At 69.2% G+C, this 24,937-nt stretch carries 25 protein-coding genes and 1 tRNA gene; 8 read left to right on the forward strand and 18 right to left on the reverse strand.

Annotated elements, in window-relative coordinates:
- The first annotated feature begins 50 nt into the window (after positions 1-50).
- Genes EZ216_RS15305 through EZ216_RS15315 form a run of 3 tightly spaced genes read left to right on the forward strand, consistent with a single transcriptional unit; the run spans position 51 to position 3,137 of the window.
- Complete coding sequence (locus EZ216_RS15305; protein WP_135250653.1) at positions 51-1,058, forward strand: AAA family ATPase; 1,008 nt, start codon at positions 51-53, stop codon at positions 1,056-1,058.
- Complete coding sequence (locus EZ216_RS15310; protein WP_205959685.1) at positions 1,039-2,073, forward strand: DUF58 domain-containing protein; 1,035 nt, start codon at positions 1,039-1,041, stop codon at positions 2,071-2,073. Before EZ216_RS15305 ends, EZ216_RS15310 begins: the two co-directional genes overlap by 20 nt.
- A 14-nt stretch (positions 2,074-2,087) precedes the next feature.
- Positions 2,088-3,137: a VWA domain-containing protein gene (locus EZ216_RS15315; protein ID WP_135250654.1), complete on the forward strand. Its 1,050-nt coding sequence runs from the start codon at positions 2,088-2,090 to the stop codon at positions 3,135-3,137.
- A 48-nt stretch (positions 3,138-3,185) separates the two neighbouring features.
- Here EZ216_RS15315 and lolD read toward each other — a convergent pair whose 3' ends face one another.
- Together lolD and EZ216_RS15325 are read right to left on the reverse strand one after the other, a co-directional pair.
- Positions 3,186-3,860, reverse strand: coding sequence for a lipoprotein-releasing ABC transporter ATP-binding protein LolD (gene lolD / locus EZ216_RS15320; RefSeq protein WP_135250655.1), 675 nt, complete (start codon positions 3,858-3,860; stop codon positions 3,186-3,188).
- Positions 3,853-5,109: a lipoprotein-releasing ABC transporter permease subunit gene (locus EZ216_RS15325; protein WP_135250656.1), complete on the reverse strand. Its 1,257-nt coding sequence runs from the start codon at positions 5,107-5,109 to the stop codon at positions 3,853-3,855. Before EZ216_RS15325 ends, lolD begins: the two co-directional genes overlap by 8 nt.
- A gap of 62 nt (positions 5,110-5,171) precedes the next feature.
- On the opposite strand from EZ216_RS15325, the gene EZ216_RS15330 reads away from it, so the two are divergent.
- Both EZ216_RS15330 and recJ read left to right on the forward strand, forming a co-directional pair.
- Positions 5,172-6,122, forward strand: a complete 951-nt coding sequence (locus tag EZ216_RS15330) for a phosphoglycerate mutase (protein WP_135250657.1) — start codon at positions 5,172-5,174, stop codon at positions 6,120-6,122.
- Positions 6,119-7,831: a single-stranded-DNA-specific exonuclease RecJ gene (gene recJ / locus EZ216_RS15335; protein WP_135250658.1), complete on the forward strand. Its 1,713-nt coding sequence runs from the start codon at positions 6,119-6,121 to the stop codon at positions 7,829-7,831. The genes EZ216_RS15330 and recJ overlap by 4 nt, the downstream gene beginning before the upstream one ends.
- A 4-nt stretch (positions 7,832-7,835) precedes the next feature.
- Here recJ and EZ216_RS15340 read toward each other — a convergent pair whose 3' ends face one another.
- Together EZ216_RS15340 and EZ216_RS15345 are read right to left on the reverse strand one after the other, a co-directional pair.
- Positions 7,836-8,147: a hypothetical protein gene (locus EZ216_RS15340; RefSeq protein WP_135250659.1), complete on the reverse strand. Its 312-nt coding sequence runs from the start codon at positions 8,145-8,147 to the stop codon at positions 7,836-7,838.
- 195 nt (positions 8,148-8,342) lie between these two features.
- On the reverse strand, positions 8,343-8,621 hold the full coding sequence (locus tag EZ216_RS15345) for a hypothetical protein (RefSeq protein WP_135250660.1): 279 nt from the start codon (positions 8,619-8,621) through the stop codon (positions 8,343-8,345).
- Positions 8,622-8,719: 98 nt separating this feature from the next.
- Between EZ216_RS15345 and EZ216_RS15350 the strand changes: the two genes are divergently transcribed.
- Positions 8,720-9,682, forward strand: a complete 963-nt coding sequence (locus EZ216_RS15350; RefSeq protein ID WP_135250661.1) for a delta(1)-pyrroline-2-carboxylate reductase family protein — start codon at positions 8,720-8,722, stop codon at positions 9,680-9,682.
- Between the two features lie 4 nt (positions 9,683-9,686).
- Here EZ216_RS15350 and dcd read toward each other — a convergent pair whose 3' ends face one another.
- The 6 genes from dcd to EZ216_RS15380 all read right to left on the reverse strand — a co-directional run bounded on the left by dcd (position 9,687) and on the right by EZ216_RS15380 (position 15,212).
- On the reverse strand, positions 9,687-10,253 hold the full coding sequence (gene dcd, locus EZ216_RS15355) for a dCTP deaminase (protein WP_135250662.1): 567 nt from the start codon (positions 10,251-10,253) through the stop codon (positions 9,687-9,689).
- A 37-nt stretch (positions 10,254-10,290) separates the two neighbouring features.
- Entirely contained in the window at positions 10,291-11,577 is a 1,287-nt protein-coding gene (gene guaD, locus EZ216_RS15360) for a guanine deaminase (RefSeq protein WP_135250663.1), read from the reverse strand.
- A gap of 25 nt (positions 11,578-11,602) precedes the next feature.
- The gene (locus EZ216_RS15365; protein WP_135250664.1) at positions 11,603-12,673 is read right to left on the reverse strand and encodes a BMP family ABC transporter substrate-binding protein; all 1,071 of its coding nucleotides are present in this window, start codon (positions 12,671-12,673) and stop codon (positions 11,603-11,605) included.
- Positions 12,674-12,747: 74 nt separating this feature from the next.
- On the reverse strand, positions 12,748-13,521 hold the full coding sequence (locus EZ216_RS15370) for a type III pantothenate kinase (protein WP_135250665.1): 774 nt from the start codon (positions 13,519-13,521) through the stop codon (positions 12,748-12,750).
- 10 nt (positions 13,522-13,531) lie between these two features.
- A complete protein-coding gene (locus EZ216_RS15375; protein WP_135250666.1) occupies positions 13,532-14,467 on the reverse strand; it encodes a hypothetical protein in 936 nt (311 codons plus the stop codon).
- A 70-nt stretch (positions 14,468-14,537) separates the two neighbouring features.
- Entirely contained in the window at positions 14,538-15,212 is a 675-nt protein-coding gene (locus EZ216_RS15380) for a helix-turn-helix transcriptional regulator (RefSeq protein WP_135250667.1), read from the reverse strand.
- 123 nt (positions 15,213-15,335) lie between these two features.
- Between EZ216_RS15380 and EZ216_RS15385 the strand changes: the two genes are divergently transcribed.
- Positions 15,336-16,301, forward strand: a complete 966-nt coding sequence (locus EZ216_RS15385) for a response regulator (RefSeq protein WP_135250668.1) — start codon at positions 15,336-15,338, stop codon at positions 16,299-16,301.
- 26 nt (positions 16,302-16,327) lie between these two features.
- On the opposite strand, the gene secA is transcribed toward EZ216_RS15385, so the two are convergent.
- Both secA and EZ216_RS15395 read right to left on the reverse strand, forming a co-directional pair.
- Entirely contained in the window at positions 16,328-19,126 is a 2,799-nt protein-coding gene (gene secA, locus EZ216_RS15390; RefSeq protein WP_135250669.1) for a preprotein translocase subunit SecA, read from the reverse strand.
- Positions 19,127-19,239: 113 nt separating this feature from the next.
- Positions 19,240-20,184 (reverse strand): M23 family metallopeptidase, encoded by a 945-nt coding sequence (locus EZ216_RS15395; protein WP_205959686.1) that lies wholly within the window; start codon positions 20,182-20,184, stop codon positions 19,240-19,242.
- Positions 20,185-20,229: 45 nt separating this feature from the next.
- Between EZ216_RS15395 and EZ216_RS15400 the strand changes: the two genes are divergently transcribed.
- Positions 20,230-20,538, forward strand: a complete 309-nt coding sequence (locus EZ216_RS15400; RefSeq protein ID WP_135250670.1) for a hypothetical protein — start codon at positions 20,230-20,232, stop codon at positions 20,536-20,538.
- A gap of 50 nt (positions 20,539-20,588) precedes the next feature.
- Here the strand turns inward: EZ216_RS15400 and EZ216_RS15405 are convergent.
- The 6 genes from EZ216_RS15405 to petA form a co-directional block, all read right to left on the reverse strand.
- Positions 20,589-20,663 (reverse strand) — tRNA-Thr (locus tag EZ216_RS15405).
- An 89-nt stretch (positions 20,664-20,752) separates the two neighbouring features.
- A complete protein-coding gene (locus EZ216_RS15410; protein WP_135250671.1) occupies positions 20,753-21,262 on the reverse strand; it encodes a ClpXP protease specificity-enhancing factor in 510 nt (169 codons plus the stop codon).
- 24 nt (positions 21,263-21,286) lie between these two features.
- Positions 21,287-21,898 (reverse strand): glutathione S-transferase N-terminal domain-containing protein, encoded by a 612-nt coding sequence (locus EZ216_RS15415; protein ID WP_135250672.1) that lies wholly within the window; start codon positions 21,896-21,898, stop codon positions 21,287-21,289.
- An 86-nt stretch (positions 21,899-21,984) separates the two neighbouring features.
- Complete coding sequence (locus EZ216_RS15420) at positions 21,985-22,752, reverse strand: cytochrome c1 (protein ID WP_135250673.1); 768 nt, start codon at positions 22,750-22,752, stop codon at positions 21,985-21,987.
- 14 nt (positions 22,753-22,766) lie between these two features.
- Entirely contained in the window at positions 22,767-24,245 is a 1,479-nt protein-coding gene (locus EZ216_RS15425; RefSeq protein ID WP_135250674.1) for a cytochrome b, read from the reverse strand.
- Between the two features lie 12 nt (positions 24,246-24,257).
- Entirely contained in the window at positions 24,258-24,860 is a 603-nt protein-coding gene (gene petA, locus EZ216_RS15430) for a ubiquinol-cytochrome c reductase iron-sulfur subunit (RefSeq protein WP_135250675.1), read from the reverse strand.
- Positions 24,861-24,937 lie beyond the last annotated feature (77 nt).

Below are 24,937 nucleotides of genomic sequence, written 5' to 3' on the forward strand. Positions count from 1 at the left end.
CGGCCGCGTAGCGGCCGAGTCATCCGTCATTCGTCATCAACGGAACCACGATGGAACCCACCACCCGCCAGGACAGCGCCACCGCCAAGCTCATGGAGCAGATTCTCTATGAGGTCAAGCGCATCGTCGTCGGCCAGGACCGCTTCCTCGAGCGCGTCATGGTCGCCATGCTCGCGCAGGGCCACCTGCTGGTGGAAGGCGTGCCGGGCCTGGCGAAGACGCTGACGGTGAGGACGCTGGCCAGCACCGTGCGCGGCAACTTCAAGCGCATCCAGTTCACGCCCGACCTGGTGCCCTCGGACCTGGTGGGCACGCGCATCTACAACCAGAAGAGCGGCGACTTCACCACCTCGCTGGGGCCGGTGTTCACCAACCTGCTGCTGGCCGACGAGATCAACCGCGCGCCGGCCAAGGTGCAGAGCGCGCTGCTGGAAGTGATGCAGGAGCGGCAAGTCACCATCGCGGGCGACACGCACAAGGTGCCCAACCCGTTCCTGGTGATGGCCACGCAGAACCCGATCGAGACCGAAGGCACCTACCCGCTGCCCGAGGCGCAGGTGGACCGCTTCATGATGAAGGTGCTGGTGGACTACCCGACCGACGAAGAGGAATACGTCATCGTCGAGCGCGTCACCGGCCCGGCCGTGGACGTGTCGCCCGTCGCCACCACCGAGCAGCTGGCCGCGCTGCAGCACGAATGCCGCCGCGTGTACGTCGACCCGTCGCTGGTGCAGTACGCGGTGAAGCTGGTGTCGTGCACGCGCACGCCCGAGAAGCACGGCCTGAAAGACCTGCGCAAGTACATCACCTTCGGCGCCAGCCCGCGCGGCACCATCAGCCTGACCGAAGGCGCGCGCGCCCTCGCGATGCTGCGCGGCCGCACCTACGCGCTGCCCGAAGACATGGCCGACCTGGTGCCCGACGTGCTGCGCCACCGCCTGGTGCTGTCGTACGAGGCGCTGTCGGAGGGCCTGAACGCCGATGCGGTCGTCGGCCAGATCATGTCCAAGATTCCGGCCCCGGCGCGCCCGCTCGAACATGAAAAACTGGCTGCGTAGCAAGACGCCCCCCGAGGCGCCTTCGGCGCTTTCCCCCACTGGGGGGCGGCACCAGCGGCCTGGCGAAGCCAGTTCCGCGGTGTCCCCGCATGGCGCCGCCGAGCGCGTGCTCAAGCGGCTGGAGTGGACCGTCATCCGCCGCCTGGACGGGCTGCTGCAAGGCGACTACCGCACGCTGATGCGCGGCGCGGGCCTGGACCTGGCGGACCTGCGCGAGTACCAGCTGCACGACGACGTGCGGCACATCGACTGGAACGTCACCGCCCGCACCGGCCTGCCGCACGTGCGCGTCTTCACCGAAGACCGCGAGATGGCCGCCTGGTTCCTGCTGGACCTGAGCCCGTCGGTGGACTTCGGTTCCGGCGAGCAACGCAAGCGCAACGTGTCGGCCGAGTTCGTCGGCGTGCTCGCGCGCATGCTCACGCGCCACGGCAACCGCGTCGGCGCCATGCTGTACGGCGCGGGCGTGGACACGGTCATCCCCACGCGCGGCGGCCGCCGCCACGTGCTGCACCTGCTGCACGCGATGCAGGCGCGGCCGGCCGGCGCCGAGAACGCCGGCCCCACGCGGCTGCGCGACCTGCTGGACGCGGGGGCGGGCGTGATCAAGCGCCGGTCCACCATCTTCGTCGTCTCCGATTTCATCAGCGAGCCCGGCTGGGAAAAGCCGCTGGGCATGCTGGCGCAGCGGCATGAAGTCGTCGCGGTGCGCCTGACCGACCCGCTGGAGCTGCAGCTGCCCGACCTGGGCCTGCTGACGCTGCGCGACGCGGAGACGGGCGAGCAGTTGCTGGTGGACACGCACGACCCGGGCTTTCGCAAGCGCTTCGCGCGCATCGCCGCGCAGCGCGAGGCCGAGCTGCGCGAATCGCTGTCGCGCGCGGGCGTGGACGCGCTGGAGCTGTCCACCGAAGCCGACCTGGTCGACGCCGTCATCCGCTTCACCGAGATGCGCAAGCGCCGCACCCGCCTGAACGCCGGCGGCGGCATGCCCACGCACCTGAAGGCCGCCTGAACGGGAAAGAAGTCATGCAATTCCTCTGGCCCGAATTCCTGTGGTTCCTGCTGGCGCTGCCCCTGCTGGTGCTGCTGTACCTGTGGCTGATGGGGCGCAAGAAGAAGCTGGCGCTGCGCTACGCGTCGCTGTCCATCGTGCGCGAGGCCATGGGCCCCGGCCAGGGCATGCGCCGCCACATCCCGCCCATCCTCTTCCTGCTGGCGATGGCCGCGATGCTGCTGGCCGCGGCGCGGCCGACGGCGGTGGTCACGCTGCCTTCGAACCAGCAGACCATCATCCTGGCGATGGACGTCTCGGGCAGCATGCGCGCCAGCGACGTGCTGCCCACGCGCCTGGCCGCCGCGCAGGCCGCGGCGAAATCGTTCCTGAAAGAACTGCCGCGCAACGTGAAGGTGGGCATCGTCGCCTTCGCCGGTTCGGCGCAGGTCGCCCAGCTGCCCACCACCAACCGCGAGGACCTGGTTACGGCCATCGACCGCTTCCAGCTGCAGCGCGCGACGGCGACGGGCAATGCGATCGTCATCTCGCTGGCCACGCTGTTCCCCGACCAGGGCATCGAGCTGGCGGCCATGCAGGGCGGCGGCATGGGCGGCCGCCCGCAGCGCGGCCTGTCCATCGACACCGACAAGAAGGAAAAGAAGGAGTTCACGCCCGTGGCGCCGGGCTCGTACAGCTCGGCCGCGATCATCATGCTGACCGACGGCCAGCGCACCACCGGCGTCGACCCGCTGGAAGCCGCCAAGATGGCGGCCGACCGCGGCATCCGCGTGTACACGGTGGGCATCGGAACGGTGGACGGCGAGATCATCGGCTTCGAAGGCTGGTCCATGCGCGTGCGCCTGGACGAGGAAACGCTCAAGGCCATCGCCGGCAAGACCAACGCCGAGTACTTCTACGCCGGCACGGCGCACGACCTGAAGAAGGTCTACAACGAGCTGAGCTCCAAGCTTGCCGTGGAGAAGAAGGAAACCGAGATCTCCGGGCTGTTCGCGCTGGCTGCGGCAGCGCTGGCCCTGCTGTCGGCGGGACTCTCCGTGCTCTGGTTCAACCGGATCCTTTGACGCTGCGCGTCAAGGGCCCGGTTGCTCCGGATTCACGAGCTCCCTCGGTCAGCCCAAATGGCCGGAGGTCAGGCGCAGTTGCCTTCCACAGCGCGCGGCGAGTGACTCATCGTGGGTCACCAGCACGAACGCGGTGCCCCGCTCGCGCGCCAGCTTCAGCATCAGGTCGAACACGTGGTCGGCCGTGACGCGGTCGAGGTTGCCCGTGGGCTCGTCGGCCAGCACGCAGTCGGGCCGCGTGACCAGCGCGCGCGCGATGGCCACGCGCTGGCGTTCGCCGCCCGACAGCTCCGCGGGGCGGTGCTGGACGCGGTGGCCCATGCCGACCGCTTCCAGCGTCTCCTGCGCCGTCTTCGCGCAAGCCTCGGGCGGATCGCGGCGGATACGCAGCGGCATGCCCACGTTGTCCAGCGCGGTGAACTCCGGCAGCAGGTGGTGGAACTGGTAGACGAAGCCCAGGTGCCGGTTGCGCAGGTCGCCCTGCTGCGCCGGGCTGAGCGCCGCCATCTCGCGCCCCGCCAGCCGCACGGTGCCGCTGGTGGGCGAATCCAGGCCGCCCAGCAGGTGCAGCAGCGTGCTCTTGCCCGACCCCGAAGCGCCGACGACGGCGAGCGTCTCGCCGGGATGCACCTCCAGGTCGATGCCGTGCAGCACCTCGACGTCGAGGCGGCCTTCGGTGAAGCGCTTGGTCAGGCCGCGCGCCTGCAGCACGGGCTCACTCATAGCGCAGCGCCTCCGCCGGGTTGACGCGGCTGGCGCGCCAGCTGGGATAGAGCGTGGCGACGAAGGCCAGCACCAGCGAGATCACCGCGATGGGTACGATGTCGCCGCTTTGCGGATCGCTGGGCATGCGGTTGATCAGGTAGATGTCGCGCGGCAGGAAGTTGGCGTGCAGCGCGTGCTCCAGCGCCGGCACGATGACGTCGATGTTGAAGGCGATGGCCAGCCCCAGCAGCAGCCCGGCCAGCGTGCCGATGACGCCCACTGCGGCGCCCTGCACGACGAAGATGCCCATGATGCTGCGCGGGCTGGCCCCCAGCGTGCGCAGGATGGCGATGTCGGCGCGCTTGTCGGTGACGGTCATCACCAGCGTGCTCACCAGGTTGAAGGCCGCCACCGCGACGATCAGCGTGAGGATGATGAACATCATGCGTTTTTCCAGCTGCACGGCCGCGAACCAGGTGCGGTTCTGGCGCGTCCAGTCGCGCACCACCACCGGGCCGGTCAGCGACTGCTGCAGCTCGGCGCCGACTTCGCGCGCCTGGTTCAGGTCTTTCAGCTTGAGGCGAAGGCCCGTCGGGCCCTCGAGGCGGAACAGGCGCTCCGCGTCCTCCAGGTGCAGCAGCACCAGGCCGCTGTCGTATTCGAAGTGGCCGGAGTCGAACGTGCCCACCACCGTCATCTGCTTCAGGCGCGGCACGATGCCCGCGGGCGTCACCTGCCCGCCTGGCGCGATGAGCGTCACCGGGTCGCCCTCGCGCACGCCCAGCGCGCGCGCCAGCTCCACGCCCAGCACCACGCCGAAGCTGCCGGGCACCAGCTTCTCGAGCGTGCCCGGCGCGACGGTCTTGCCCAGGTCGGTGACCTGCGGCTCCAGCTTGGGGTCGATGCCGCGCACGATGGCGCCGCGCATGTCCTCGCCGCGCGCGATGAGCGCCTGCGCCGCGATGAAGGGCGCGGCGCCGATGACTTGCGGATTGGCGCGCGCCTCCTTCGCGGTGCGCGCCGGATCGGGCAGCATGCCGCCGCCCGGCCCGTAAACCTCCACGTGCGACACCACGGCCAGCATGCGGTCGCGCACTTCCTTCTGGAAGCCGTTCATCACCGACAGCACGATGATCAGCGCGGCCACACCCAGCGCGATGCCGAGCATGGAGACGCCGGAGATGAAGGAGATGAAGCCGTTTCGGCGGGTGGCGCGGCCGGCCCGGGTGTAGCGCCAACCCAGCACCAGCTCGTAAGGAACACGCATTCGGCGGGTTTCGTGGCGGTCAGGGAATGTTGCGGATTGTGGCATCCGCGACAATTCCGCCCATGTCGGACGGTACCCACTTGTTGATCCCCTTCGCGGCCAGCGCCGCCCCGGGGTGCCGCGAGACGCTGGCGGGCCTGCGCCTGCCGCACCTGGAGCGCGTGCTCGCGCGCTTGGCGCCCGCCCAGGACGCCGGCCACGACGAAACCACCCTGTCCATGCCGCACGAGATGGCCGTGGCCCGCGAATGCGGCCTGGGCGGCTCCGATGGGCTGCTGCCTTTCGCGGCGTGGGAACTGGCGCAGGCCGGCAGCGCGGCCGGCGGCCAGGCCTGGGCCTGGGTCACGCCCTGCCACTGGCGCGTGGGCGCCGACCATGTCTTCATGCACCACCCGCAGGAGCTGCGGCTGGACGCGCAGGAATCGCAGGCGCTGCTGGCCGCCATGCGGCCCTACTTCGAGCAGGACGGCTTGCGCCTCGAGTACCAGGCGCCCACGCGCTGGCGGGCGGCCGGGCCACTGTTCGCGCAGCTGCCTTGCGCTTCGCTGGACCGCGTGGCGGGCCGAGTGATCGACCGCTGGATGCCGCGCGGCGACACGGGCAAGCCGCTGCGCCGCCTGCAGCAGGAGATGCAGATGCTGCTGTACACGCACGATGTGAACGAAGAGCGCACGCGCGGCGGCCAGTTGCCGGTGAACTCGTTCTGGGTCAGCGGCAACGGCGTGCTGCCGCAACCCGCGCCCTCGCGGCCCGCGGGCCTGCTGGTCACGCAGGTGCTGCGGCATCCCGCGCTGGCCGAAGACTGGGCTTCGTGGGCCGGCGCGTGGCGCCAGATCGATGAGACACAGGTCGCACCACTGCGTGCCCGCCTGGATGCCGGCGAGCCCGTCGCGGTCACGCTGTGCGGCGACCGCATCGCGCGCACCTGGCGCAGCGCGGGCGCCGGCTGGCCGCAACGCCTGGGGCGCTGGCTGCCGCCCCGCCCCGCCACCACCTGGCTGGAACCATTGTGAAGATCGAAACCCGGGACATCCCGCCTCGCGCCGCCTGGGCGCTGGAACAAGCCGGCGTGCACCCGCTGCTGGCGCGCCTGTACGCCGCACGCGGCGTCATCGCGCGCGAGGAACTGGACGACGGCCTGAAGCACCTGTTGCCGCCCGAAGGCCTGAAGGGCTCGCGTGAAGCCGCTGTGCTGCTGGCCGACGCCATCGCGGCGCAGCGCCGCATCTGCATCGTGGCCGACTACGACTGCGACGGCGCCACCGCCTGCGCCGTCGGCGTGCGCGGCTTGCGCCTGCTCGGCGCGAAGAACGTCGACTACCTCGTGCCCGACCGCGTGGTGGACGGCTACGGCCTCACGCCCGCCATCGCGCGGCGCGTGAAGGAAGCCGGCGCCGACCTGCTCGTGACCGTGGACAACGGCATCGCCAGCGTGGAAGGCGTGGCGGCGGCGCGCGCGCTGGGCCTGGATGTGCTGGTGACCGACCACCACCTGCCCGGCCCGCAATTGCCGGCGGATGCGGTGATCGTCAATCCCAACCAGCCGGGTTGCGGCTTCGACAGCAAGTGCATCGCCGGCGTGGGCGTGATGTTCTACGTGCTGCTGGCGGTGCGGGCCGAGTTGCGCACGCGCGGCGTGTTCGACGCGGCCACGCAGCCCAAGCTGGACGCGCTGCTGCCGCTGGTGGCGCTGGGCACCGTCGCCGACGTGGTGAAGCTCGATGCGAACAACCGCCGCCTGGTCGCGCAGGGCCTCAAGCGCATCCGCGCCGGCAGCCTGCCTTGCGGGCTGGCCAGCCTGTTCACCGCGGCCGGGCGCCAGCACCGCGTGGCGACGACGTTCGACTTCGGCTTCGCGCTGGGTCCGCGCGTGAACGCCGCGGGCCGCCTCTCGGACATGCGGCTGGGCATCGAATGCCTGTTGACCGAAGACACCGCGCGCGCCGCCGAGCTGGCCGGCCTGCTGGACGGCATCAACCGCGAGCGCAAGGGCATCGAAGGCGAGATGCGCGACCAGGCCCTGGAGATCGTGGAAGCGCTGTTCGAGGAAGGCCAGGCGCAGCCCGCGGCCATCTGCGTGTTCGACCCCGACTTCCACGAAGGCGTGGTCGGCATCGTCGCTTCGCGCGTGAAGGACCGCTTCCACCGGCCCACCTTCGTGTTCGCGCCCAGCCAAGCGCCGGGCCGTGAGCACGAGCTGAAGGGCTCGGGCCGCTCCATCGCCGGCTTCCATCTGCGCGACGCGCTGGACCTGGTGGCGAAGCGGCATCCGGGACTGCTGTCGCGTTTCGGCGGCCACGCGATGGCGGCCGGCTGCACGCTCGACGAGGAGCACCTGGAGACGTTCGAGGAAGCCTTGCAGCAGGTGGCCGCCGAATGGCTGGATGCCGCCACGCTCACGCGCCGCCTGCACACCGACGGCCCGCTGTCCCCCGAGTACCGGCGTCCCGAGCTGGTGGACACGCTGCACGAGCAGGTGTGGGGCCAGGGTTTCGCGCCGCCGGTGTTCGCCGAGGAGATGGAGGTGCTGTCGCAACGCCTGGTGGGCGAGCGCCACCTGGCGGTGAAACTGCGCCACCAGGGCCAGCCGGTGGACGGCATCTGGTTCGGCCGCACCGAACCGCTGCCGGCACGCGCGCGCATCGCCTACCGGCTGGAAGCGGACGAGTGGCAGGGCACGCGGCGCGTGCGGTTCCTGATCGAGGGAATGGAAGCGGCCTGAGCCTTCAGGCTCGCGTGCCCCAGCCGCGCGGATCGTCGAAGTAGCCGAACAGGCGCGCCGCCACCTGGTGCAGCTCGTCGTCGGGCAGGGTCTGCGCGCGGGCCAGCTGCCACATCGCGTACTCTCGGTCGCCCAGCATCATCGAAGAGCTGACGCAGCGGCCGTGGCCCGCCATCAGCAGCGTGAAGGTGCCCAGCAATTCCACCGGGCAGTAGTGGGAGCTGCGCGCCGGCAGGTCGAAGTCGTCGCTGGCTTCCAGCGAAGTGGCGTTCTCGCCCAGGGGAGCCTCGAGGACGGCTTCGGTGTGGTAACCCATGGCGTTTTCTCCCGTGCTTCTATGCGATGTTGCTATGCATCAAAGATAGGCAAAGGGCCGAAAAGCGACCGTCGGCGACGGCTTCCTGGACTTGTCGGACGCAAGCTCAACACCGGCGCGGAATTCGTGTCGGTGCGGGGGAGGAAAAAGCAACGCTTCAGCGGGCGATCGCACGCGCACGCGTGCGGCCACGGATCAGCGGATGGCGTAGTCGGGCGGCACGTCGGCGCGCGGGGCGCCCATGGTCCGGGTGGCGCAGCTCGCGATGGTGGACTGCGCCATGTACTGCAGGCAGTCGTTGCTGGCCATGCGCTCGACTTCCACCTGCGCCAGGCGGGCTTCCGCCCGGCGGACCTGGTGCGTGCACACCAGGTAGAACGCGAGCAGCTGCGCGCACACCACCGCCGCGACCACCAGCCAGAACACGGGCTCGCGGGGATTTCCATCACGGGGGTCGAGCAGGCGGTACAGCATGGGCAGGCTCCGTTCTTGTCGCGGTCCATGCTAGGGCTCGCGTTTTCACGCGCGCAGCCTCCGGCAACGCCAACGCTTGTAGGACAAAATCCCACGCGATGGACACGCTGCTAGACGCCACGGCAACGGCCCGGCTGTTGCCCCCGATCGCACTCGCGGACGAGATCGAAGCCTTGCTGCACGACCCCGCCGTGCAGGTGCCGGAGCGCCTGGTGCAGCCGCTGCCCGGCGGTGGCAGCCTGTTCGTGATGCCGGCGCTGGACGCGCATATCGCGATCACCAAGCTCATCACCTTCACGCCGGCGAACGCGGGCACGCCGCGGCCGGCGATCCAGGGTGACGTGGTGGTGTTCGACTCGGCCACGGGCGAGCGGCGGCTGGTGCTCGACGGGCCCACCGTCACGGCGCGCCGCACGGCCGCCGTTTCGCTGCTGGCGGCACGCCGGCTGGCGCCGCGGCCGGAGGGGCCGCTGCTGATCGTGGGCGCGGGCGCGCAGGGGCTCTCGCACCTGGAGGCGTTCCAGGCGGGATTGCCGGTGCGTGAAGTGCTGGTGGCTTCGCGTCGGCGCGAGAGCGCGCAGGCGCTGGTGGACCATGCGCGTTCGCTGGGATTGAAGGCCGAGGTGGTTCCCGATCCCGACGAGGCGTTGCCCCGGTGTTCTCTTGTCGTCACGTGCACGCCGGCCAGCGGCGCGGTGCTGCGCGCGCGGCCATCGCGCGGGACGTTCATCGCGGCGGTGGGATCGTTCACGCCGCGCATGGTCGAACTCGATGCGCAGCTGTGCCGCGACGTCGCGGCAGACGGCACGGTCGTGGTGGACACGCCGGATGCGGCGCACGAAGCCGGCGACCTGCTGCAGGCCGGGTTGGACGTGGCTTCCTTCCCCTCGCTGCGCGACGTGGTGCATGGCCGCGTGCGTGCGCGCGGGCCGGTGCTGTTCAAGAGCTGCGGCTGGGCCGGATGGGACCTGGCAGCGGCGCGTGCCGCGATGAAAGGGATCGGGGTGAACAGCGCCGCGCGGCGGGCTTTCGAAGCCAGCGGGTTCGAGGCTCGCCGCTGAAGGCTCAGGCCTTGGGCAGCGTGACGCCCTTCTGGCCCTGGTACTTGCCGCCGCGGTCCTTGTAGCTGGTCTCGCAGACTTCGTCGCTCTCGAAGAACAGCACCTGCGCGCAGCCTTCGCCGGCGTAGATCTTGGCGGGCAGCGGCGTGGTGTTGGAGAACTCCAGCGTCACGTAGCCTTCCCATTCGGGCTCGAAAGGCGTGACGTTGACGATGATGCCGCAGCGCGCGTAGGTGCTCTTGCCCAGGCAGATGGTCAGCACGTTGCGCGGGATGCGGAAGTACTCCAGCGTGCGAGCCAGCGCGAAGCTGTTGGGCGGGATGATGCAGACGTCGTCGTGGAAGTCGACGAAGCTCTTCTCGTCGAAGTTCTTGGGGTCCACCACCGTGCTGTGGATGTTGGTGAAGACCTTGAACTCGGGCGCGCAGCGGATGTCGTACCCGTAGCTGGAAGTGCCGTAGCTGATGACGCGCTGGCCGTTCACCTGGCGGATCTGGCCGGGCTCGAACGGCTCGATCAGGCCGTGCTCTTCGGCCATCCGGCGGATCCACTTGTCGCTCTTGATCGTCATGCGCTCTCTCCTTGGGCGGCGATTGTAGGCGGCGCCCTCAGGCGGGAGAGCCGGCCAGGTGCACGCGCTCCACGGCGCGGTCGTCGCCCAGCACGATCAGCGAGAACAGCAGTTCGTCCAGGTCCCGCGCGTGCGTGACCTTGCGCGAGAGCAGCGGCGTGGCATGCGGGTTGAGCACCACGAAGTCGGCTTCGCAGCCTGGCTGCAGGTTGCCGATCGTTCCTTCCAGCCCCAGTGCCTGCGCGGCACCTGCGGTGTGCTGCCACCACAGGTTCTGCGGCGAGAGGCTGACGCCCGGCTTGGTCTGGCCTTCGCGGCCCACGTAGTAGGCGGCCAGCATGGTGTGGAACGGGCTGAAGCTGGTGCCCCCGCCCACGTCGCTGGCCAGGCCGTGGCGGAAGCCGATGCGCTGCGCCCCCTCGTAGTCGAAGAACCCGCTGCCCAGGAACAGGTTGCTGGTGGGGCTGACGGCCGCGGCGGCGCCGGTGCTGCGCATCAGGCGGCGGTCGTCGTCGTCGAAGTGGATGCAGTGGGCGTAGATGGCGCGCTCGCGCATCAGGCCGAAGTCGCCGTAGACGGACAGGTAGCTGCGCGAAGCCGGGAACAGCTGGCGCGCCCAGGCGATCTCGTCCTTGTTCTCGGCGACGTGCGACTGGATCCAGACGTCCGGGTACTTCGCTGCCAACTCGCCTGCGCCACGCAGTTGCGCATCGCTGCAGCTGGGCGCGAACCGCGGCGTGACGGCGTAGCCCAGGCGGCCATGGCCGTGCCACTGGCGGATCAGCGCTTCGCTGTCCACCAGCGATTGCTCGGTCTCGTCGCGCACGCCGTCGGGCGAATGGCGGTCCTGCAGCACCTTGCCGGCGATCAGGCGCATGCCGCGCCCCTTCGCTTCGGCCATCAGCGCGTGCACCGAAGCCGGGTGCGAGGTGGCGAAGGTGAGCGGCGTAGTCACGCCGTGCCGCAGCAGCTCGTCCAGGAACACCTTGGCCACGCCGGCGGCGTAGGCGGGATCGGCAAACCGCGCCTCGTGCGGGAAGGTGTAGTTCTCCAGCCAGGGCAGCAGGCCTTCGGCGGGCGAGCCGATCACGTCGGTCTGCGGGAAATGCACGTGCAGGTCGATGAAGCCGGGCGCGAGGATGCGCCCCGGCAGGTGCTCCACCGCCACACCGGGATAGCGATCCGCCAGCGCGGACCACGCGCCCGCCGCGCGGATGAGAGGCATGCCGTCCGGCCCCGGGCCGACCAGCAGCAGGCCGTCTTCGTCGTAGACGGCCTGGCCATGGTCGTCGAATCGCAGCAGGGCGGCGCGGTAGGCTTTCATCGTGGGGTGTCGGGCGGGCGGCGCGTCATTGTGGAAGCTTCCCCTGCACGCCGGATACCAGAAAGTTCATGGAGAGTATCTGCGCGTCCGTCATGGCTGAGCCGGGCGGGACCACGGTGTGGCCCTGGTTGTCGGCCACCGGCCCCGCGAAAGGCCGCAGCCGGCCGGCGGCGATGTCCTTCTCTCGCGCCAGCACTTCGTCCTGCACCGCCTTGGGCACCCTGGGGCCGAAGTGCTCCACGCGCACCATGCCCTCGCGCACGCCGCCCCAGGTGTCGGTGCTGGTCCAGGTGCCGTCCAGCACCTGCCGCGCGCGGCGCGTGTAGTAGTCGCCCCAGTGGTGCGTGACCGCCAGCACCTGCGCGTCGGGCGCGGCGAAGCGCATGTCCGAGTGGTAGGCGATGGCCAGTTTGCCGCGCTCCTGCGCCGCCGTCATCACCGCGGTGGACGCGGTGTGGAAGGAGAGCACGTCCGCATCCTGGTTCATCAAGGTCATCGCGGCTTCGCGCTCGCGCGGCGGATCGAACCAGGCGTTCAGCCACACGACCTTCACCTGCGCCTTCGGGTCGACGGACCGCATGCCCAGCGTGAACGCGTTGATGCCCTGCAGCACCTCGGGGATGGGGAATCCCGCGACGTAGCCGGCCACGTGCGTCTTCGTCAGTCGCCCCGCGGCCACGCCCGCGAGGTAGCGGCCTTCGTAGTAGCGCGCGTTGGCCGTGGCGACATTGGGCGCGCGCTTGTAGCCGGTGATGGATTCGAACTTCACGTTCGGGAAGTCGCGCGCCACCTTCAGCGTGGGTTCCATGTAGCCGAAGCTGGGGGTGAAGATGAGGCCGTAGCCCTGCTGCGCCAGGTCGCGGATGACGCGCTCGGCATCGGGGCCCTCCGGCACGTTCTCGATGGATCTGGTTTCCACGCGCGGGCCCAGCGCGGCCTGCAACGCCTTGCGGCCTTCCTCGTGCTGGCGCACCCAGCCGGCTTCGGTGAGCGGCGCTACCTGGACGATGGCGACCTTCAGCGGCGCGGGGGCCTGCGAAGCGGCGGAAAGGGAAAGCAAGGCGGCCGCGAACGCGGCGGCGAGGTTTTTGTACATGGTGTTCCTCTACATGGCCCCGGGACGAAAAAAGCCGCTGCGGGGCACAGCGGCTGACGTGATTTTACCGGCGGCTAGGAGGCGCCGTAGCGCCTGGCGGCGATCTCCAGCAGGCCGTCGAAGATCAGGCCTTCCACCAGCTCGAAGGGCACCGACATGTGCGGCGCCATCTTCCAGCCCGCGCCGCCGGTCATGAAGCACGCCGGCTCGGCGCCGCAGTGGCGGCGCACGTGCTGGACCATGCGCTCCACCGCACCCGCGATGGCATAGGTGCCGCCGCTGGTGAGCGCGTCACTGGTGTTGGTGGGGAACTCGCGCACCTCGCCGGTGGGTACGTGCAGCCCGGCGGTGCCGGACTCCAGCGCGCGCAGCATGATGCCGTGGCCCGGCAGGATGAAGCCGCCGAGGAAGCGGCCGCCGGTGTCGATGGCTTCCACCGTGACCGCGGTGCCGACCATCACCACGACGATGGGCCGCTCGGGCCCCTGCGCCAGCATGCGATGCCGCGCGCCGACCATGGCCACCCAGCGGTCGGCGCCCAGGCGCGCGGGATGGTCGTAGCCGTTGGTGAGGCCGGACTCCGACGGGCTGGCATGCACCCAGTGCGCGGGCAGGCCCCAGGCTTCCTCGACCTGCTCTTCCGCGCGTCGCCTCACCGCGTCGGCCGCGACGGCGCAGCCCAGCATGAGCTCGGGCGCGGGCAGCGAAGCCCAGGGGCCTTCGGCCAGCCGCTCGATGTGCTCCAGGAACTCGGCGCCCTGCGCCAGCACGGCGGCACCCGGCCGCGCGTGGTCATACAGCGCCCATTTCAGGCGCGTGTTGCCGATGTCGATGGCGAGGAAGGACACGCCTTGCCGGTCAGGCCGCGGCGGCGAGCTGCTCGCCCATGGCGGCCAGGTGGCGCCGCAGCGCTTCCTCGCTGGCGCGCAGCTGGCCGCATTCGTCCAGCAGCTTGGCCACGCGTTTGCCCAGTTCCTCGTGCGTCTCTTTCGCGCCTTCGAGGTTCAGGCCCGCGGCCTTGCCTTCCGCGGCGGCGCCCGCCAGCGTGCCCAGGCGCGAGCGCCATTGCTTGCCTTCGCCGGCCAGGCCCTTGTTCACCGATGCGGCCAGTGAGGCGCGGCGCTCGGCGGTCGCCTTGCAAGCCTGGTGCACCTGCTGCGACGCCGCCGCGCCGGCGCGCAGCAGCTTGAGCCGGCCCACCAGCGTTTCGCAGCGCGCGGCATCGGTGCGGATCTGCGCCAGCGCCTGCTCGTCGGCGCCGGCGGCGGCCTGGCGGGTCTTGAGCTGGTTGCGCATGTCCTGCAGCCAGCGCGCGCCCTGGTCGATGACCTTGTCCAGCGCCGCGTACTCGACTTCGAATTCCACCAGCGCGCGCTCGGTGGCCGCGGCATGCGGCAGATGCTCCTTCTGCGCGGCGGCCGCTTCGGCGGCTGCGGCCTTGACCGCCTCGTCGATGCGCTCCACCTGGGCCGCGAATTCAGCGCCCGCGTTCTTGTTCTTGCCAGTCATGGAAGCCCACAGGCCCTTGCTTTTCAGCAGCGAGAAGTCCAGCGGCGGCAGCGCCGCGGCCAGTTTTTCCAGGGAGGGCCGGGCCGTCGCGGCGGCGGACGCGGCAACCTGCTTGTCCAGGTCCACCCGCAGCTCCAGCAGGCGCTTGACGTGCGCGTGGCCGACGTCGTGGGCCATCGCGTCCAGGTAGGCCGCCGGCGAAACCGGCGCTCTCGCCCCGGAGGCGACCTGGGCCAGCTTGGCCGGCGTCATGAGGGAGGCCGTGCGGTCGTGCGAAGAACTCATGGCTCGAAAGGGGCTGGCAGAGGTGCGCCAATATACCCCTTGGCGGCCGCGGCCCCACGGCAGAAAGGCCCTAGATGGCGCCCATCCAGCAGGCGCGCTGGATGGCGGCCAGCTTGCTCTCCACTTTCAGCTTGGCCATGGCGTTGGAGATGTGCCAGTTGACCGTGCGCTCGGCGCATTGCAGCCGCAGCGCGCTCTCGCGCGCCGTCAGTCCCTGGAACGCCATCTGCAGGCATTCGATCTCGCGCGGGCTGAGCGTGGACCTTTCGGTGGCGATGCAGCGCCGCACCACCGGCCAGACGTTCAGCGCCGACCAAGCCAGCGCCGACGCCTCTGCCCGGTCGTGCAGTTCGCGCGGGCTGAACATGAAGCATTCGAAGGCGCGGTTGGCCGGCAGCGGGAACTCCACCCGCACCACCGTCTGCAGGCCATGGCCCGACCACATCTGGCGCCAGTGGCCGGCGCCCTGCATATCGCCCCGCGCGATGTGCTGCCACGCCACCAGCGGCGCGTCGGAATCCCGCCAGGGCGCGCCGAAGTCGCGGCTGGCCGACAACGCCCGGGCGGCGCCGTCGTAGGCCGGTGGGTACACCGCCATCACTTCCCGGTCTTCCACGGTGCCGAAGGGGTTGGGGCCGAGCACCACGATGGCGTCGACCGGCGGCTCGCGCAAACCGCCGACCCACTCGCTCAGCACCGTGTCGAGGTCGGCACTGTCAAAGTTGGCGGGGGAAGCCGGCGGCATGGTCAAGGATTTGCAAGGGGCTGAGACAATAGCAGCATCGTGTTCCGGACGGCCGTCCCACCCCCGACATTCCTGCCCGTGGCGCCAAAAGGGGGATACTTCCCCGCGGCGCGGCACACCCCGATGAACTTCCCCCTCTTCAACCGGCCCGGCACGATCGTCTTCCTCGACGACGACCCCGATTACCTGGAGATGCTGTCGCTGATGGTGCCGCGCAAGTGGTACGCGCGTCTGTTCACTCAGCCGCGCGAGTGCATCGCGGCGCTGCAAAGCGAGGTGCCGTTCTGGGAAGCGGACGCCTGGACGCAGCAGCAGCTGGTGGACCAGTGGCGCGCCGGCAAGCCGCTGGTGCCGCAGATCCTGGACTACTGGTCGCGCCAGACCGAGCGCTTCGCGCTCACGCGGCTGTTCGTGGTGGATTTCTCCATGCCGGGCATGGACGGCCTGCAGGTGCTGGGCGAACTGATCGATTGGCCGGGCGCGCGGGTGCTGCTCACCGGCCAGGCCGACGACCAGGTGGCCATCAACGCCTTCAACGCCGGCCTGATCGAGCAGTTCGTCCCCAAGCAGACCGCGGACATCTCGCGCCATTTCATCGAGGTGGCCGAGCGCCTGCTGGCCACGCCGCACACCCAGCATGCGCAGACCTGGCGCGCGACGCTGAACCCCGACCAGCTGGCCTTCGTGCGTGATCCGGGGGTCTCGCGCGACCTGGCCAGGCTGGCCGCCTCGCGCTGGGTGGAGCACGTGCTGATCGGCGACCCGTTCGGCATCCTGGGGCTGGACGCGGCAGGCAGCGCCAGCTGGCTGCAGCTGGAACCGACGGCCGGCCTGCACGCGCTGGGCGAGATCGCGCAGTTCGAAGGCATGGACGCGGCCACCGTGGCCGACATCCGCGCGGGCCGCAAGCTGGCCAACCTGGAAGTGGCGCAGTCGCTGCGGCTGGCGCCCAGCCTGGGCGACGCCACGCCGCTGGGCAGCAAAGGCGCCCTGCTGGGCGCCTTCTTCTCGCTGGAAACCGGACCTTCGGGCGACGCGGGCTATGCCCGGTGGCTGGCCCGCCAGCCCCGCCGGCGCATCGCGGGCTGAGCCCGGCGCGCGCAGGCGCGCGGTTTTCAGGTCAGCTGCCCGTGGCAGTTCTTGTACTTCTTGCCGCTGCCACAGGGGCAGGGATCGTTGCGGCCCACTCGCGGCAGCGCGCCTGCGGCAGCCGCCGCGGCCACGGCCGTCGCGGTGCGGGTGGCGGCGGTGGATTCGTCCACGCGTGATTCCGCTTCGCCGCTTTCGTTGGGCGCCGTGTAGGTGACGTTGGAGATGCGCTCGGCGCGCTCTTCCATGTCCTCGGCCGCCTGGTCCAGCTGCTCGGGGGACTGCACCTTGACGGTCATGAGGACCTTGGTGACCTCGTTCTTGACCGAATCCAGCAGCTGGCCGAACAGCTCGAACGCCTCGCGCTTGTATTCCTGCTTGGGCTGCTTCTGCGCATAGCCGCGCAGGTGGATGCCCTGGCGCAGGTAGTCCAGCGCCGCCAGGTGCTCGCGCCAGTGCGTGTCGATGCTCTGCAGCAGCACCACCCGCTCGAACTGCGTGAACTGCTGCGGGCCGATCTCGGCCACCTTGCGTTCGAACGCCTCGTGCCCGGCCTTCACCACGCGCTCGAGGATGTCCTCGTCGGTGACGGCGCTGGCGCTTTCCACTTCCTTGCGCAGCGGGAGTTCGATGCCCCAGTCGTCGGCCAGAGCCTTCTCCAGGCCGGCCAGGTCCCATTGCTCCTCCACCGATTCCGGCGGCACGTACTGGTGCACCAGGTCGGTGAAGCAGCCTTCGCGCAGGGCGGCGATCTGGGCGCCCAGGTCGGCCGCGTCCATGATGTCGTTGCGCTGCTGGTAGATCACCTTGCGCTGGTCGTTGGCGACGTCGTCGTATTCCAGCAGCTGCTTGCGGATGTCGAAGTTGCGCGCCTCGACCTTGCGCTGCGCGCTTTCGATGCTGCGCGTGACGATGCCGGCTTCGATGGCCTCACCCTCGGGCATCTTCAGGCGGTCCATGATGGCCTTGACGCGGTCGCCCGCGAAGATGCGCATCAGCGAGTCGTCCAGGCTCAGGTAGAAGCGCGAGGAGCCGGGGTCGCCCTGGCGGCCCGAGCGGCCGCGCAGCTGGTTGTCGATGCGGCGCGACTCGTGGCGTTCGGTGGCGATGATGCGCAGGCCGCCCTGCTGCACCACGAACTGGTGGTCCTTCTGCCACTGCTCGCGCAGTTCCGCGGTGCGGGCCTTCTTCGCGGCCTCGTCCAGCGACTCGTCGGCATCCACCGCCTCGACCGCCTTCTCCACGTTGCCGCCCAGCACGATGTCGGTGCCGCGGCCGGCCATGTTGGTGGCGATGGTGATCATCTTCGCGCGGCCCGCCTGGGCCACGATGTCCGCCTCGCGAGCGTGCTGCTTGGCATTGAGCACCTGGTGCGGCAGCCCGGCGCTCGTGAGCAGCTGGTCGATGATCTCGGAGTTCTCGATCGAGGTGGTGCCCACCAGCACCGGCTGGCCACGCTCGTGGCACTCGCGGATGTCCTGGATGGCCGCCTCGTACTTTTCCTTGGTGGTCTTGTAGACGCGGTCGAGCTGGTCCCCGCGCTTGCTGGTGCGGTTGGGCGGGATGACCACCGTCTCCAGGCCGTAGATCTCCTGGAACTCGTACGCCTCGGTGTCGGCCGTGCCGGTCATGCCGGACAGCTTCGTGTACAGGCGGAAGTAGTTCTGGAAGGTGATGGAGGCCATCGTCTGGTTCTCCGGCTGGATGGGCACGCCCTCCTTGGCCTCGACGGCCTGGTGCAGGCCGTCGCTCCAGCGGCGACCCGGCATCAGGCGGCCGGTGAACTCGTCGACGATGACCACTTCCATCTGGCCGTCCTCGCCGCGCTGCACCACGTAGTGCTGGTCGCGGTGGAACAGGTGCCGGGCCCGCAGCGCCGCGTACAGGTGGTGCATCAGCGCGATGTTGGCCGGGTCGTACAGCGAGGCGCCTTCGGGGATCAGGCCGTTGACGGACAGGATGCGCTCGGCGTTCTCGTGGCCCTGTTCGGTGAGGTAGACCTGGTGCGACTTCTCGTCCAGCGAGAAGTCGCCGGGCTTGGTGATGCCTTCGCCGGTACGCGGGTCGGCTTCGCCTTCCTGCCGCGTGAGCAGCGGCACGATCTTGTTGATCGCCAGGTACAGGCTGGTCTGGTCCTCGGCCTGGCCGCTGATGATCAGCGGCGTGCGGGCCTCGTCGATCAGGATGGAGTCCACCTCGTCGACGATGGCGTAGTTCAGGCCGCGCTGCACGCGGTCGGCCGGCTCGTACACCATGTTGTCGCGCAGGTAGTCGAAGCCGTATTCGTTGTTGGTGCCGTAGGTGATGTCGGCGCCGTAGGCGGCCTGCTTCTGCTCGCGCGGCATCTGCGGCAGGTTGATGCCCACCGTCAGGCCCAGGAAGTTGTACAGGCGGCCCATCCACTGCGCGTCGCGGTTGGCCAGGTAGTCGTTGACCGTGACCACGTGCACGCCCTTGCCGGACAGCGCGTTCAGGTACACCGGCAGCGTGGCGGTGAGGGTCTTGCCCTCGCCGGTGCGCATCTCGGCGATCTTGCCCTGGTGCAGCGCGATGCCGCCGAGCAGCTGCACGTCGAAGTGCCGCATCTTCATCACGCGCTTGGAGCCCTCGCGCACGACGGCGAAGGCTTCGGGCAGCAGGTCGTCCAGCGCCTCGCCCTTCGCGACGCGGTCCTTGAACTCCTGCGTCTTGGCGCGCAGCTGCTCGTCGTTGAGCTTCTCGAATTGCGGCTCGAGCGCGCCGATCTGCTCCACGGTGCGCCGGTATTGCTTGAGCAGCCGGTCGTTGCGGGAACCGAAAATCTGGGTGAGGAAGTTCTTGGCCATGAACGGGTGCCGCGCCCCGCGCGGGGCGGGGGCAGCGCAATCCTTCGGTGCAGCTGCAGTTGGGGCCGGCGCGCCCGGGTGCAAGCACCGGCGCGGCGGCAAAACGTGTGATTTTACCGCCGCGCGGCGCGCTGCGCGGAGGCTTCGGCCAGGCCCGCGCCGGCGTTCAGGAACTTCTGCGGGTCTTGCGGGATGCCGTCGACCAGCACCTCGAAGTGCAGGTGCGGGCCGGTGGACCGGCCGGTGGTGCCGACCTCGGCGATCTTCTGCCCGCGCTTGACCAGGTCGCCCTTCTTGACCCACACGCGCGAGGTGTGCGCGTAGCGGGTGATCAGTCCGTTGCCGTGGTCGATCTCGATCATGTTGCCGTAGGCCGGGTGGACCTCCTGCGTGACCACCACGCCGCCGGAGGCGGCCACGATGGGCGCGCCGGTGTCTGCCTGGAAGTCCAGGCCCGTGTGCAGGGCCGAGCGGCCGGTGAACGGGTCGATGCGCCAGCCGAAGGATGAGCCCAGGTGGCCCACGCTGACCGGGTGCTGGGTGGGGATCATCGATTTGCGCACCTTCTGGTCGAACAGGCGCGATTCCGCCACCGTCAGCACGTCGGCGCGGTGGTCGGTGAGCTCGTCCAGGTCGGCCAGCGTGGCCTTGAGCTCTTCCATCGACAGCGGACGGCCGCTGACGAGAGCGCCGCCGCGGCCGGGCGTGGCGCGAATCTCGGCGGGGTTCAGGCCCGCCAATCCCGAGACACGCTCACCGAGTGCTTCCAGCTGCACCAGCTTGGCCTGCATCTCGCCGACCTTGCGCGCCATGGCGTCCAGGTTCTCGCGCATGAAGCGGTCCTGCTGTTCCATCTCGTCGCGCACGACGAAACGCACCAGCGTGCTGACCACTGGCCAGCCTTCGCGCGCGCCCTTGAGGAACACCCAGTGGTAGAGCAAGGCCGCCGACAGCATCAGCGCGGTGGAAAGGCCCAGCATGGCCAGCACGAGGCCGGTGCCGCTCAGGTGGATGGCGCGGCTCCTGGCGAGCGACGCGTCCGTGATAATGAAATGCACTGCGCTTCCCCTCGTACCTCTTCTTCACGTCCGACCAACGTCCTCATGGAACGCCGACTCCAGGCCGTGACCCTTCAGCAAGCCGCCGACGAAGCGCCTGCCCTGGCACGGCTGGCCGCGCTGGCACGCGAATCGGGCGAAAGGCTGCGGGCAGTTGAATCCCTTATCCCTGCCGCGCTGCGTCCCGCCGTCAAACCGGGGCCCATCGAGGGGACCTCCTGGTGCCTGCTGGTGGAAGGCAACGCCGCGGCCGCGAAACTGAGGCAGGTGCTGCCTGCGATGCAAGCTCAGCTGTGCGGCCGGGGGTGGGAGGTTACCGCGATTCGCATCAAAGTCCAATCCGGTATCCGCTGAGCTGCCACAGCGCGGATGCAAGGAGTTGTAAGGACTTGAGGAAGAAGTCGTGGTGCCGGTTGTCGGGATCGAACTGACGACCTACCGCTTACAAGGCGGTTGCTCTACCACTGAGCTAAACCGGCGCAGGACGGAATTCTATGGCGCTGCCTTTGGATCCCGGCATTCGCCGGGATGACGTGCGAACGCCGCCACCGGCGTCCTGCCACGCACGTCACTTGATCCGCTTCAGCGCCGGACGCGGGCCTGTGGGCGGCTTGGGCGGCTCGCCTTCCGGTCCCGAAGGGCCGTTCTCGGGCGTGACCAGCTGCACCACCTTGCCTTCCGGCTCGGGGGCGTGGCCCGCGGCCGGAACGCTGGACAGGGGCGAAGGCCGGGCCGGCGTTTCCGCCGCCGCGGACGGCGCGGGCACCGGGAAGGCCATGCCCTGGCCGTTCTCGCGCGCGTAGATGGCGATGACCCGGTTGACCGGCACCATGATCTCGCGCGCCGTGCCGGCGAACCGCGCCTTGAACTCGATGAACTCGTTGCCCAGCTTGAGCGAGCTGGTGGCGTCGAAGCTGATGTTCAGCACGATCTCGCCGTTCTTGACGTACTCGCGCGGGACCTGCACGGTGTCGTCCACCTGCACCGCCACGTAGGGCGTGAGCCCGTTGTCGGTGCACCAGTCGTACAGCGCCCGGATCAGGTACGGGCGCGTCGAAGTGGACTCCAGCGCGTTCATCGTCGGTACTGCCGGCCGCGTGCGTTACTTGCGCATCACCTTCTCGGAAGGCGTCAGCGCCTCGATGTAGGCGGGGCGCGAGAAGATGCGCTCGGCGTACTTCAGCAGCGGCGCGGCGTTCTTGGACAGCTCGATGCCATAGTAGTCCATGCGCCACAGCAGCGGGGCGATGGCGACGTCCAGCATCGAGAAGTTCTCGCCCAGCATGTACTTGTTCTTCAGGAACACCGGGGCCAGCTGCGTCAGGCGGTCGCGGATGTGCGAGCGGGCCTTCTCCAGCGCCTTCTCGTTGCCCTTGTTGGTGCGCGACTCAAGCGTGCTGACGTGCACGAACAGTTCCTTCTCGAAGTTGAGCAGGAACAGGCGCACGCGGGCGCGGTCCACCGGGTCGCCGGGCATCAGCTGCGGGTGCGGGAAGCGCTCGTCGATGTACTCGTTGATGATGTTCGACTCGTACAGGATGAGGTCCCGCTCCACCAGGATCGGCACCTGCCCGTACGGGTTCATGACGTTGATGTCCTCCGGCTTGTTGTAGAGGTCGACGTCGCGGATTTCGAAATCCATCCCCTTCTCGAACAGCACGAAGCGGCAGCGGTGGGAGAAGGGGCAGGTGGTTCCCGAGTAAAGCACCATCATGGTCAATGGCTCCTAACGAAAGTGAAAACACGGTCCGGCGCGCCGCCGGACCGTGTTCCTAGGCAAAACAAAACCGGCGGGCGCGCTTAACGCACGTCCTTCCAGAAAGCGGCGTTCAGGCGCCAGGCGATGACGGTGAACATCAGCAGGAACAGCAACACCCAGACGCCAACGCGCACGCGCGAGTTCTGCGCCGGCTCGGCCATCCACTGCAGGTAACCCACCAGGTGGGCGACCTTCTGGTCGTACTGCACCGTGGTCAGCTCGCCGGGCGTGACCTGCTTCCAGCCCGTGAACACCTTGGTCTGGTGGCCATGCTCGTTGCGGGTCTCGAAGACGGGCTCGCGGTCGCCCTGCAGCTGCCACAGGGCATGCGGCATGCCCACGTTCGGGAACGCCAGGTTGTTCCAGCCGGTGGGCCGGGTGTCGTCCTTGTAGAAGCTGCGCAGGAACGTGTACAGGTAATCGGCACCCGTGCCGCCATGGCCGGCGCGCGAGCGCGCCACCAGCGTCAGGTCGGGCGGGTTGGCGCCGAACCAGTCCTTGGCCTGCTTCGGGTCGATGGCCGCCTTCATGGTGTCGCCCACCTTGTCGGTGGTGAACAGCAGGTTGTCCTTGATCTGCTGTTCGGTCAGGCCGATGTCGCGCAGGCGGTTGAAGCGCATGAACGCGGCCGAGTGGCAGCCCAGGCAGTAGTTGACGAACGTGCGCGCACCGTCCTGCAGCGCGGGCAGGTCGTTCGTCATGTTGGGCGCCTTGTCCCAGTGCAGTTCTTCGCCGCCGGAGGCCAGGGCGGGCAGCGCGGGCAGCAGCGCCGCGGCCGACAGGGCGATGGAGAGGAGGAGCTTCTTCATCATTCTTGGTTTCCTCAGTGCGCCGCGAAGGTGATGCGGTCCGGCACCGGCTTGAACTCGCCCAGGCGGCTCCACCACGGCATCAGCAGGAAGAAGCCGAAGTAGAAGAGCGTGCCCGCCTGCGAGACGCGCTCGCCCACCGGCGAGGGCGGCTGCACGCCCAGGTACCCCAGCACCAGGAACACGACGACGAACACGCCGTACACCCACTTGTGCCAGCTCGGGCGGTAGCGGATGGACTTCACCGGGCTGTGGTCCAGCCAGGGCAGGAAGAACAGGATGATGACCGAGCCGCCCATCACCACCACGCCCCAGAACTTGGCGTCGATGCCGGCCAGCACCGGCACCGCCTTGAACAGGCCGGCCAGCGACAGGTGGAACCAGTTGGCCAGCGCGGGCAGCAGGCCCAGCAGGATGGCGGCGACGATGGCCACGACCCACACCACCGGCTTCAAGATGCCGGGCAGGCGGCGGCCGCCGAAGAAGCCGGCCCCGAGCACGATGATGGCCAGGACACCGGCGAACTCGCTGGTGATGGCGCGCAGCATCGAATAGAACGGCGTGAAGTACCAGACCGGCGCGATGTGCGGCGGGGTCTTCAGCGGATCGGCCGGGATGAAGTTGTTGAACTCCAGGAAGTAGCCGCCGGCTTCCGGGGCGAAGAAGATCACCGCGGAGAACACCATCAGGAACACCGACACGCCCAGGATGTCGTGCACGGTGTAGTACGGGTGGAACGGGATGCCGTCCAGCGGGTGGCCTTGCGCGTCCTTCGGGGCGTTGGGGCCCTTGATCTCGACGCCGTCGGGGTTGTTGGAGCCGACGTCGTGCAGCGCCAGCAGGTGCGCCACCACCAGGCCCAGCAGCACCAGCGGCACCGCGATGACGTGGAAGCTGAAGAAGCGGTTCAGCGTGGCGTCGCTCACCACGTAGTCGCCGCGGATCAGCAGCGCCAGGTCAGGACCGATGAACGGGATGGCGGAGAACAGGTTGACGATCACCTGCGCGCCCCAGTAGGACATCTGGCCCCACGGCAGCAGGTAGCCCATGAAGGCTTCGGCCATCAGCACCAGGAAGATGGCGCAGCCGAAGATCCACACCAGCTCGCGCGGCTTGCGGTAGCTGCCGTACATCAGCCCGCGGAACATGTGCAGGTAGACGACGATGAAGAACGCCGACGCGCCGGTGGAGTGCATGTAGCGCACCAGCCAGCCCCACGGCACGTCGCGCATGATGTACTCGACCGAGGCGAACGCCAGGTTGGCGTCCGGCTTGTAGTGCATCACCAGGAAGATGCCGGTGACGATCTGGATCACCAGCACCAGCAGCGACAGCGAGCCGAAGAAGTACCAGAAGTTGAAGTTCTTGGGCGCGTAGTAGCCCGAGAGGTGCTTCTCGTACTCGGCGAACGCCGTCGGGAAGCGGTTCTCCAGCCAGTTGCCCAGCTTCTGGCCCGCGGTGGCGTTCGGGGAGATTTCCTTGAATTCAGCCATGTCTGCCTCGGGTTACGCCTTGTTGTTCTTGTCCTCGCCGATGATCAGGCGGGTGTCGGACAGGTACATGTGCGGCGGCACCTCCAGGTTGTCCGGCGCGGGCTTGTTCTTGAACACGCGGCCGGCCATGTCGAACGTGGAACCGTGGCAGGGGCACAGGAAGCCGCCCTGCCAGTCGTCGGGCAGCGAGGGCTGCGGGCCGGGCTGGAACTTGTCGGTGGGCGAGCAGCCCAGGTGCGTGCAGATGCCCACGCCGACCCAGAACTCGGGCTTGATGGAGCGCCACTCGTTCTTCGCGTATTCGGGCGTGGGGAAGGCTTTGCGATCGGAGTCCGGATCGGCCACCTCGGAATCGGTCTTCTTCAGCGACGCCAGCTGTTCGGGCGTGCGGCGCACGATCCACACCGGCTTGCCGCGCCATTCCACGGTCACCTTCTCGCCCGGCTTCAGCGCGCCGATGTCCACTTCCACCGGGGCACCCGCGGCCTTGGCCCGCTCGGACGGCTGGAAGCTGCTCACGAAGGGGACGGCGGTGAACGCTGCGCCTGCCGCGCCAGCACAGCCGGACGCGATCAGCCACGTCCTTTTGCTGGTGTCCAAGGGGGTGTCGCTCATGAATTCCTCGAAGGGGGTATCGCTTGGAAGGTCAACCCGCGATTGTAGCGGAGCGTATCGCCGCGATTCCAGTCCGG

The organism is Ramlibacter humi (assembly GCF_004681975.1).
Taxonomy (GTDB): Bacteria; Pseudomonadota; Gammaproteobacteria; order Burkholderiales; family Burkholderiaceae_C; genus Ramlibacter; species Ramlibacter humi.

Excerpts from the sequence above, each read along its gene's own strand:
- EZ216_RS15420 (WP_135250673.1), bottom strand. The coding sequence starts at position 22,752 with ATGAAGAAGCTCCTCCTCTCCATCGCCCTGTCGGCCGCGGCGCTGCTG.
- EZ216_RS15375 (WP_135250666.1), bottom strand. The coding sequence starts at position 14,467 with ATGAGTTCTTCGCACGACCGCACGGCCTCCCTCATGACGCCGGCCAAG.
- EZ216_RS15325 (WP_135250656.1), bottom strand. The coding sequence starts at position 5,109 with ATGCGTGTTCCTTACGAGCTGGTGCTGGGTTGGCGCTACACCCGGGCC.
- EZ216_RS15365 (WP_135250664.1), bottom strand. The coding sequence starts at position 12,673 with ATGTACAAAAACCTCGCCGCCGCGTTCGCGGCCGCCTTGCTTTCCCTT.
- EZ216_RS15380 (WP_135250667.1), bottom strand. The coding sequence starts at position 15,212 with ATGCCGCCGGCTTCCCCCGCCAACTTTGACAGTGCCGACCTCGACACG.
- EZ216_RS15400 (WP_135250670.1), top strand. The coding sequence starts at position 20,230 with ATGGAACGCCGACTCCAGGCCGTGACCCTTCAGCAAGCCGCCGACGAA.
- secA (WP_135250669.1), bottom strand. The coding sequence starts at position 19,126 with ATGGCCAAGAACTTCCTCACCCAGATTTTCGGTTCCCGCAACGACCGG.
- guaD (WP_135250663.1), bottom strand. The coding sequence starts at position 11,577 with ATGAAAGCCTACCGCGCCGCCCTGCTGCGATTCGACGACCATGGCCAG.
- EZ216_RS15425 (WP_135250674.1), bottom strand. The coding sequence starts at position 24,245 with ATGGCTGAATTCAAGGAAATCTCCCCGAACGCCACCGCGGGCCAGAAG.
- EZ216_RS15415 (WP_135250672.1), bottom strand. The coding sequence starts at position 21,898 with ATGATGGTGCTTTACTCGGGAACCACCTGCCCCTTCTCCCACCGCTGC.
- EZ216_RS15350 (WP_135250661.1), top strand. The coding sequence starts at position 8,720 with ATGGACACGCTGCTAGACGCCACGGCAACGGCCCGGCTGTTGCCCCCG.
- EZ216_RS15340 (WP_135250659.1), bottom strand. The coding sequence starts at position 8,147 with ATGGGTTACCACACCGAAGCCGTCCTCGAGGCTCCCCTGGGCGAGAAC.
- EZ216_RS15410 (WP_135250671.1), bottom strand. The coding sequence starts at position 21,262 with ATGAACGCGCTGGAGTCCACTTCGACGCGCCCGTACCTGATCCGGGCG.
- petA (WP_135250675.1), bottom strand. The coding sequence starts at position 24,860 with ATGAGCGACACCCCCTTGGACACCAGCAAAAGGACGTGGCTGATCGCG.
- EZ216_RS15385 (WP_135250668.1), top strand. The coding sequence starts at position 15,336 with ATGAACTTCCCCCTCTTCAACCGGCCCGGCACGATCGTCTTCCTCGAC.
- lolD (WP_135250655.1), bottom strand. The coding sequence starts at position 3,860 with ATGAGTGAGCCCGTGCTGCAGGCGCGCGGCCTGACCAAGCGCTTCACC.
- EZ216_RS15305 (WP_135250653.1), top strand. The coding sequence starts at position 51 with ATGGAACCCACCACCCGCCAGGACAGCGCCACCGCCAAGCTCATGGAG.
- EZ216_RS15345 (WP_135250660.1), bottom strand. The coding sequence starts at position 8,621 with ATGCTGTACCGCCTGCTCGACCCCCGTGATGGAAATCCCCGCGAGCCC.
- EZ216_RS15315 (WP_135250654.1), top strand. The coding sequence starts at position 2,088 with ATGCAATTCCTCTGGCCCGAATTCCTGTGGTTCCTGCTGGCGCTGCCC.
- dcd (WP_135250662.1), bottom strand. The coding sequence starts at position 10,253 with ATGACGATCAAGAGCGACAAGTGGATCCGCCGGATGGCCGAAGAGCAC.
- EZ216_RS15330 (WP_135250657.1), top strand. The coding sequence starts at position 5,172 with ATGTCGGACGGTACCCACTTGTTGATCCCCTTCGCGGCCAGCGCCGCC.
- EZ216_RS15310 (WP_205959685.1), top strand. The coding sequence starts at position 1,039 with ATGAAAAACTGGCTGCGTAGCAAGACGCCCCCCGAGGCGCCTTCGGCG.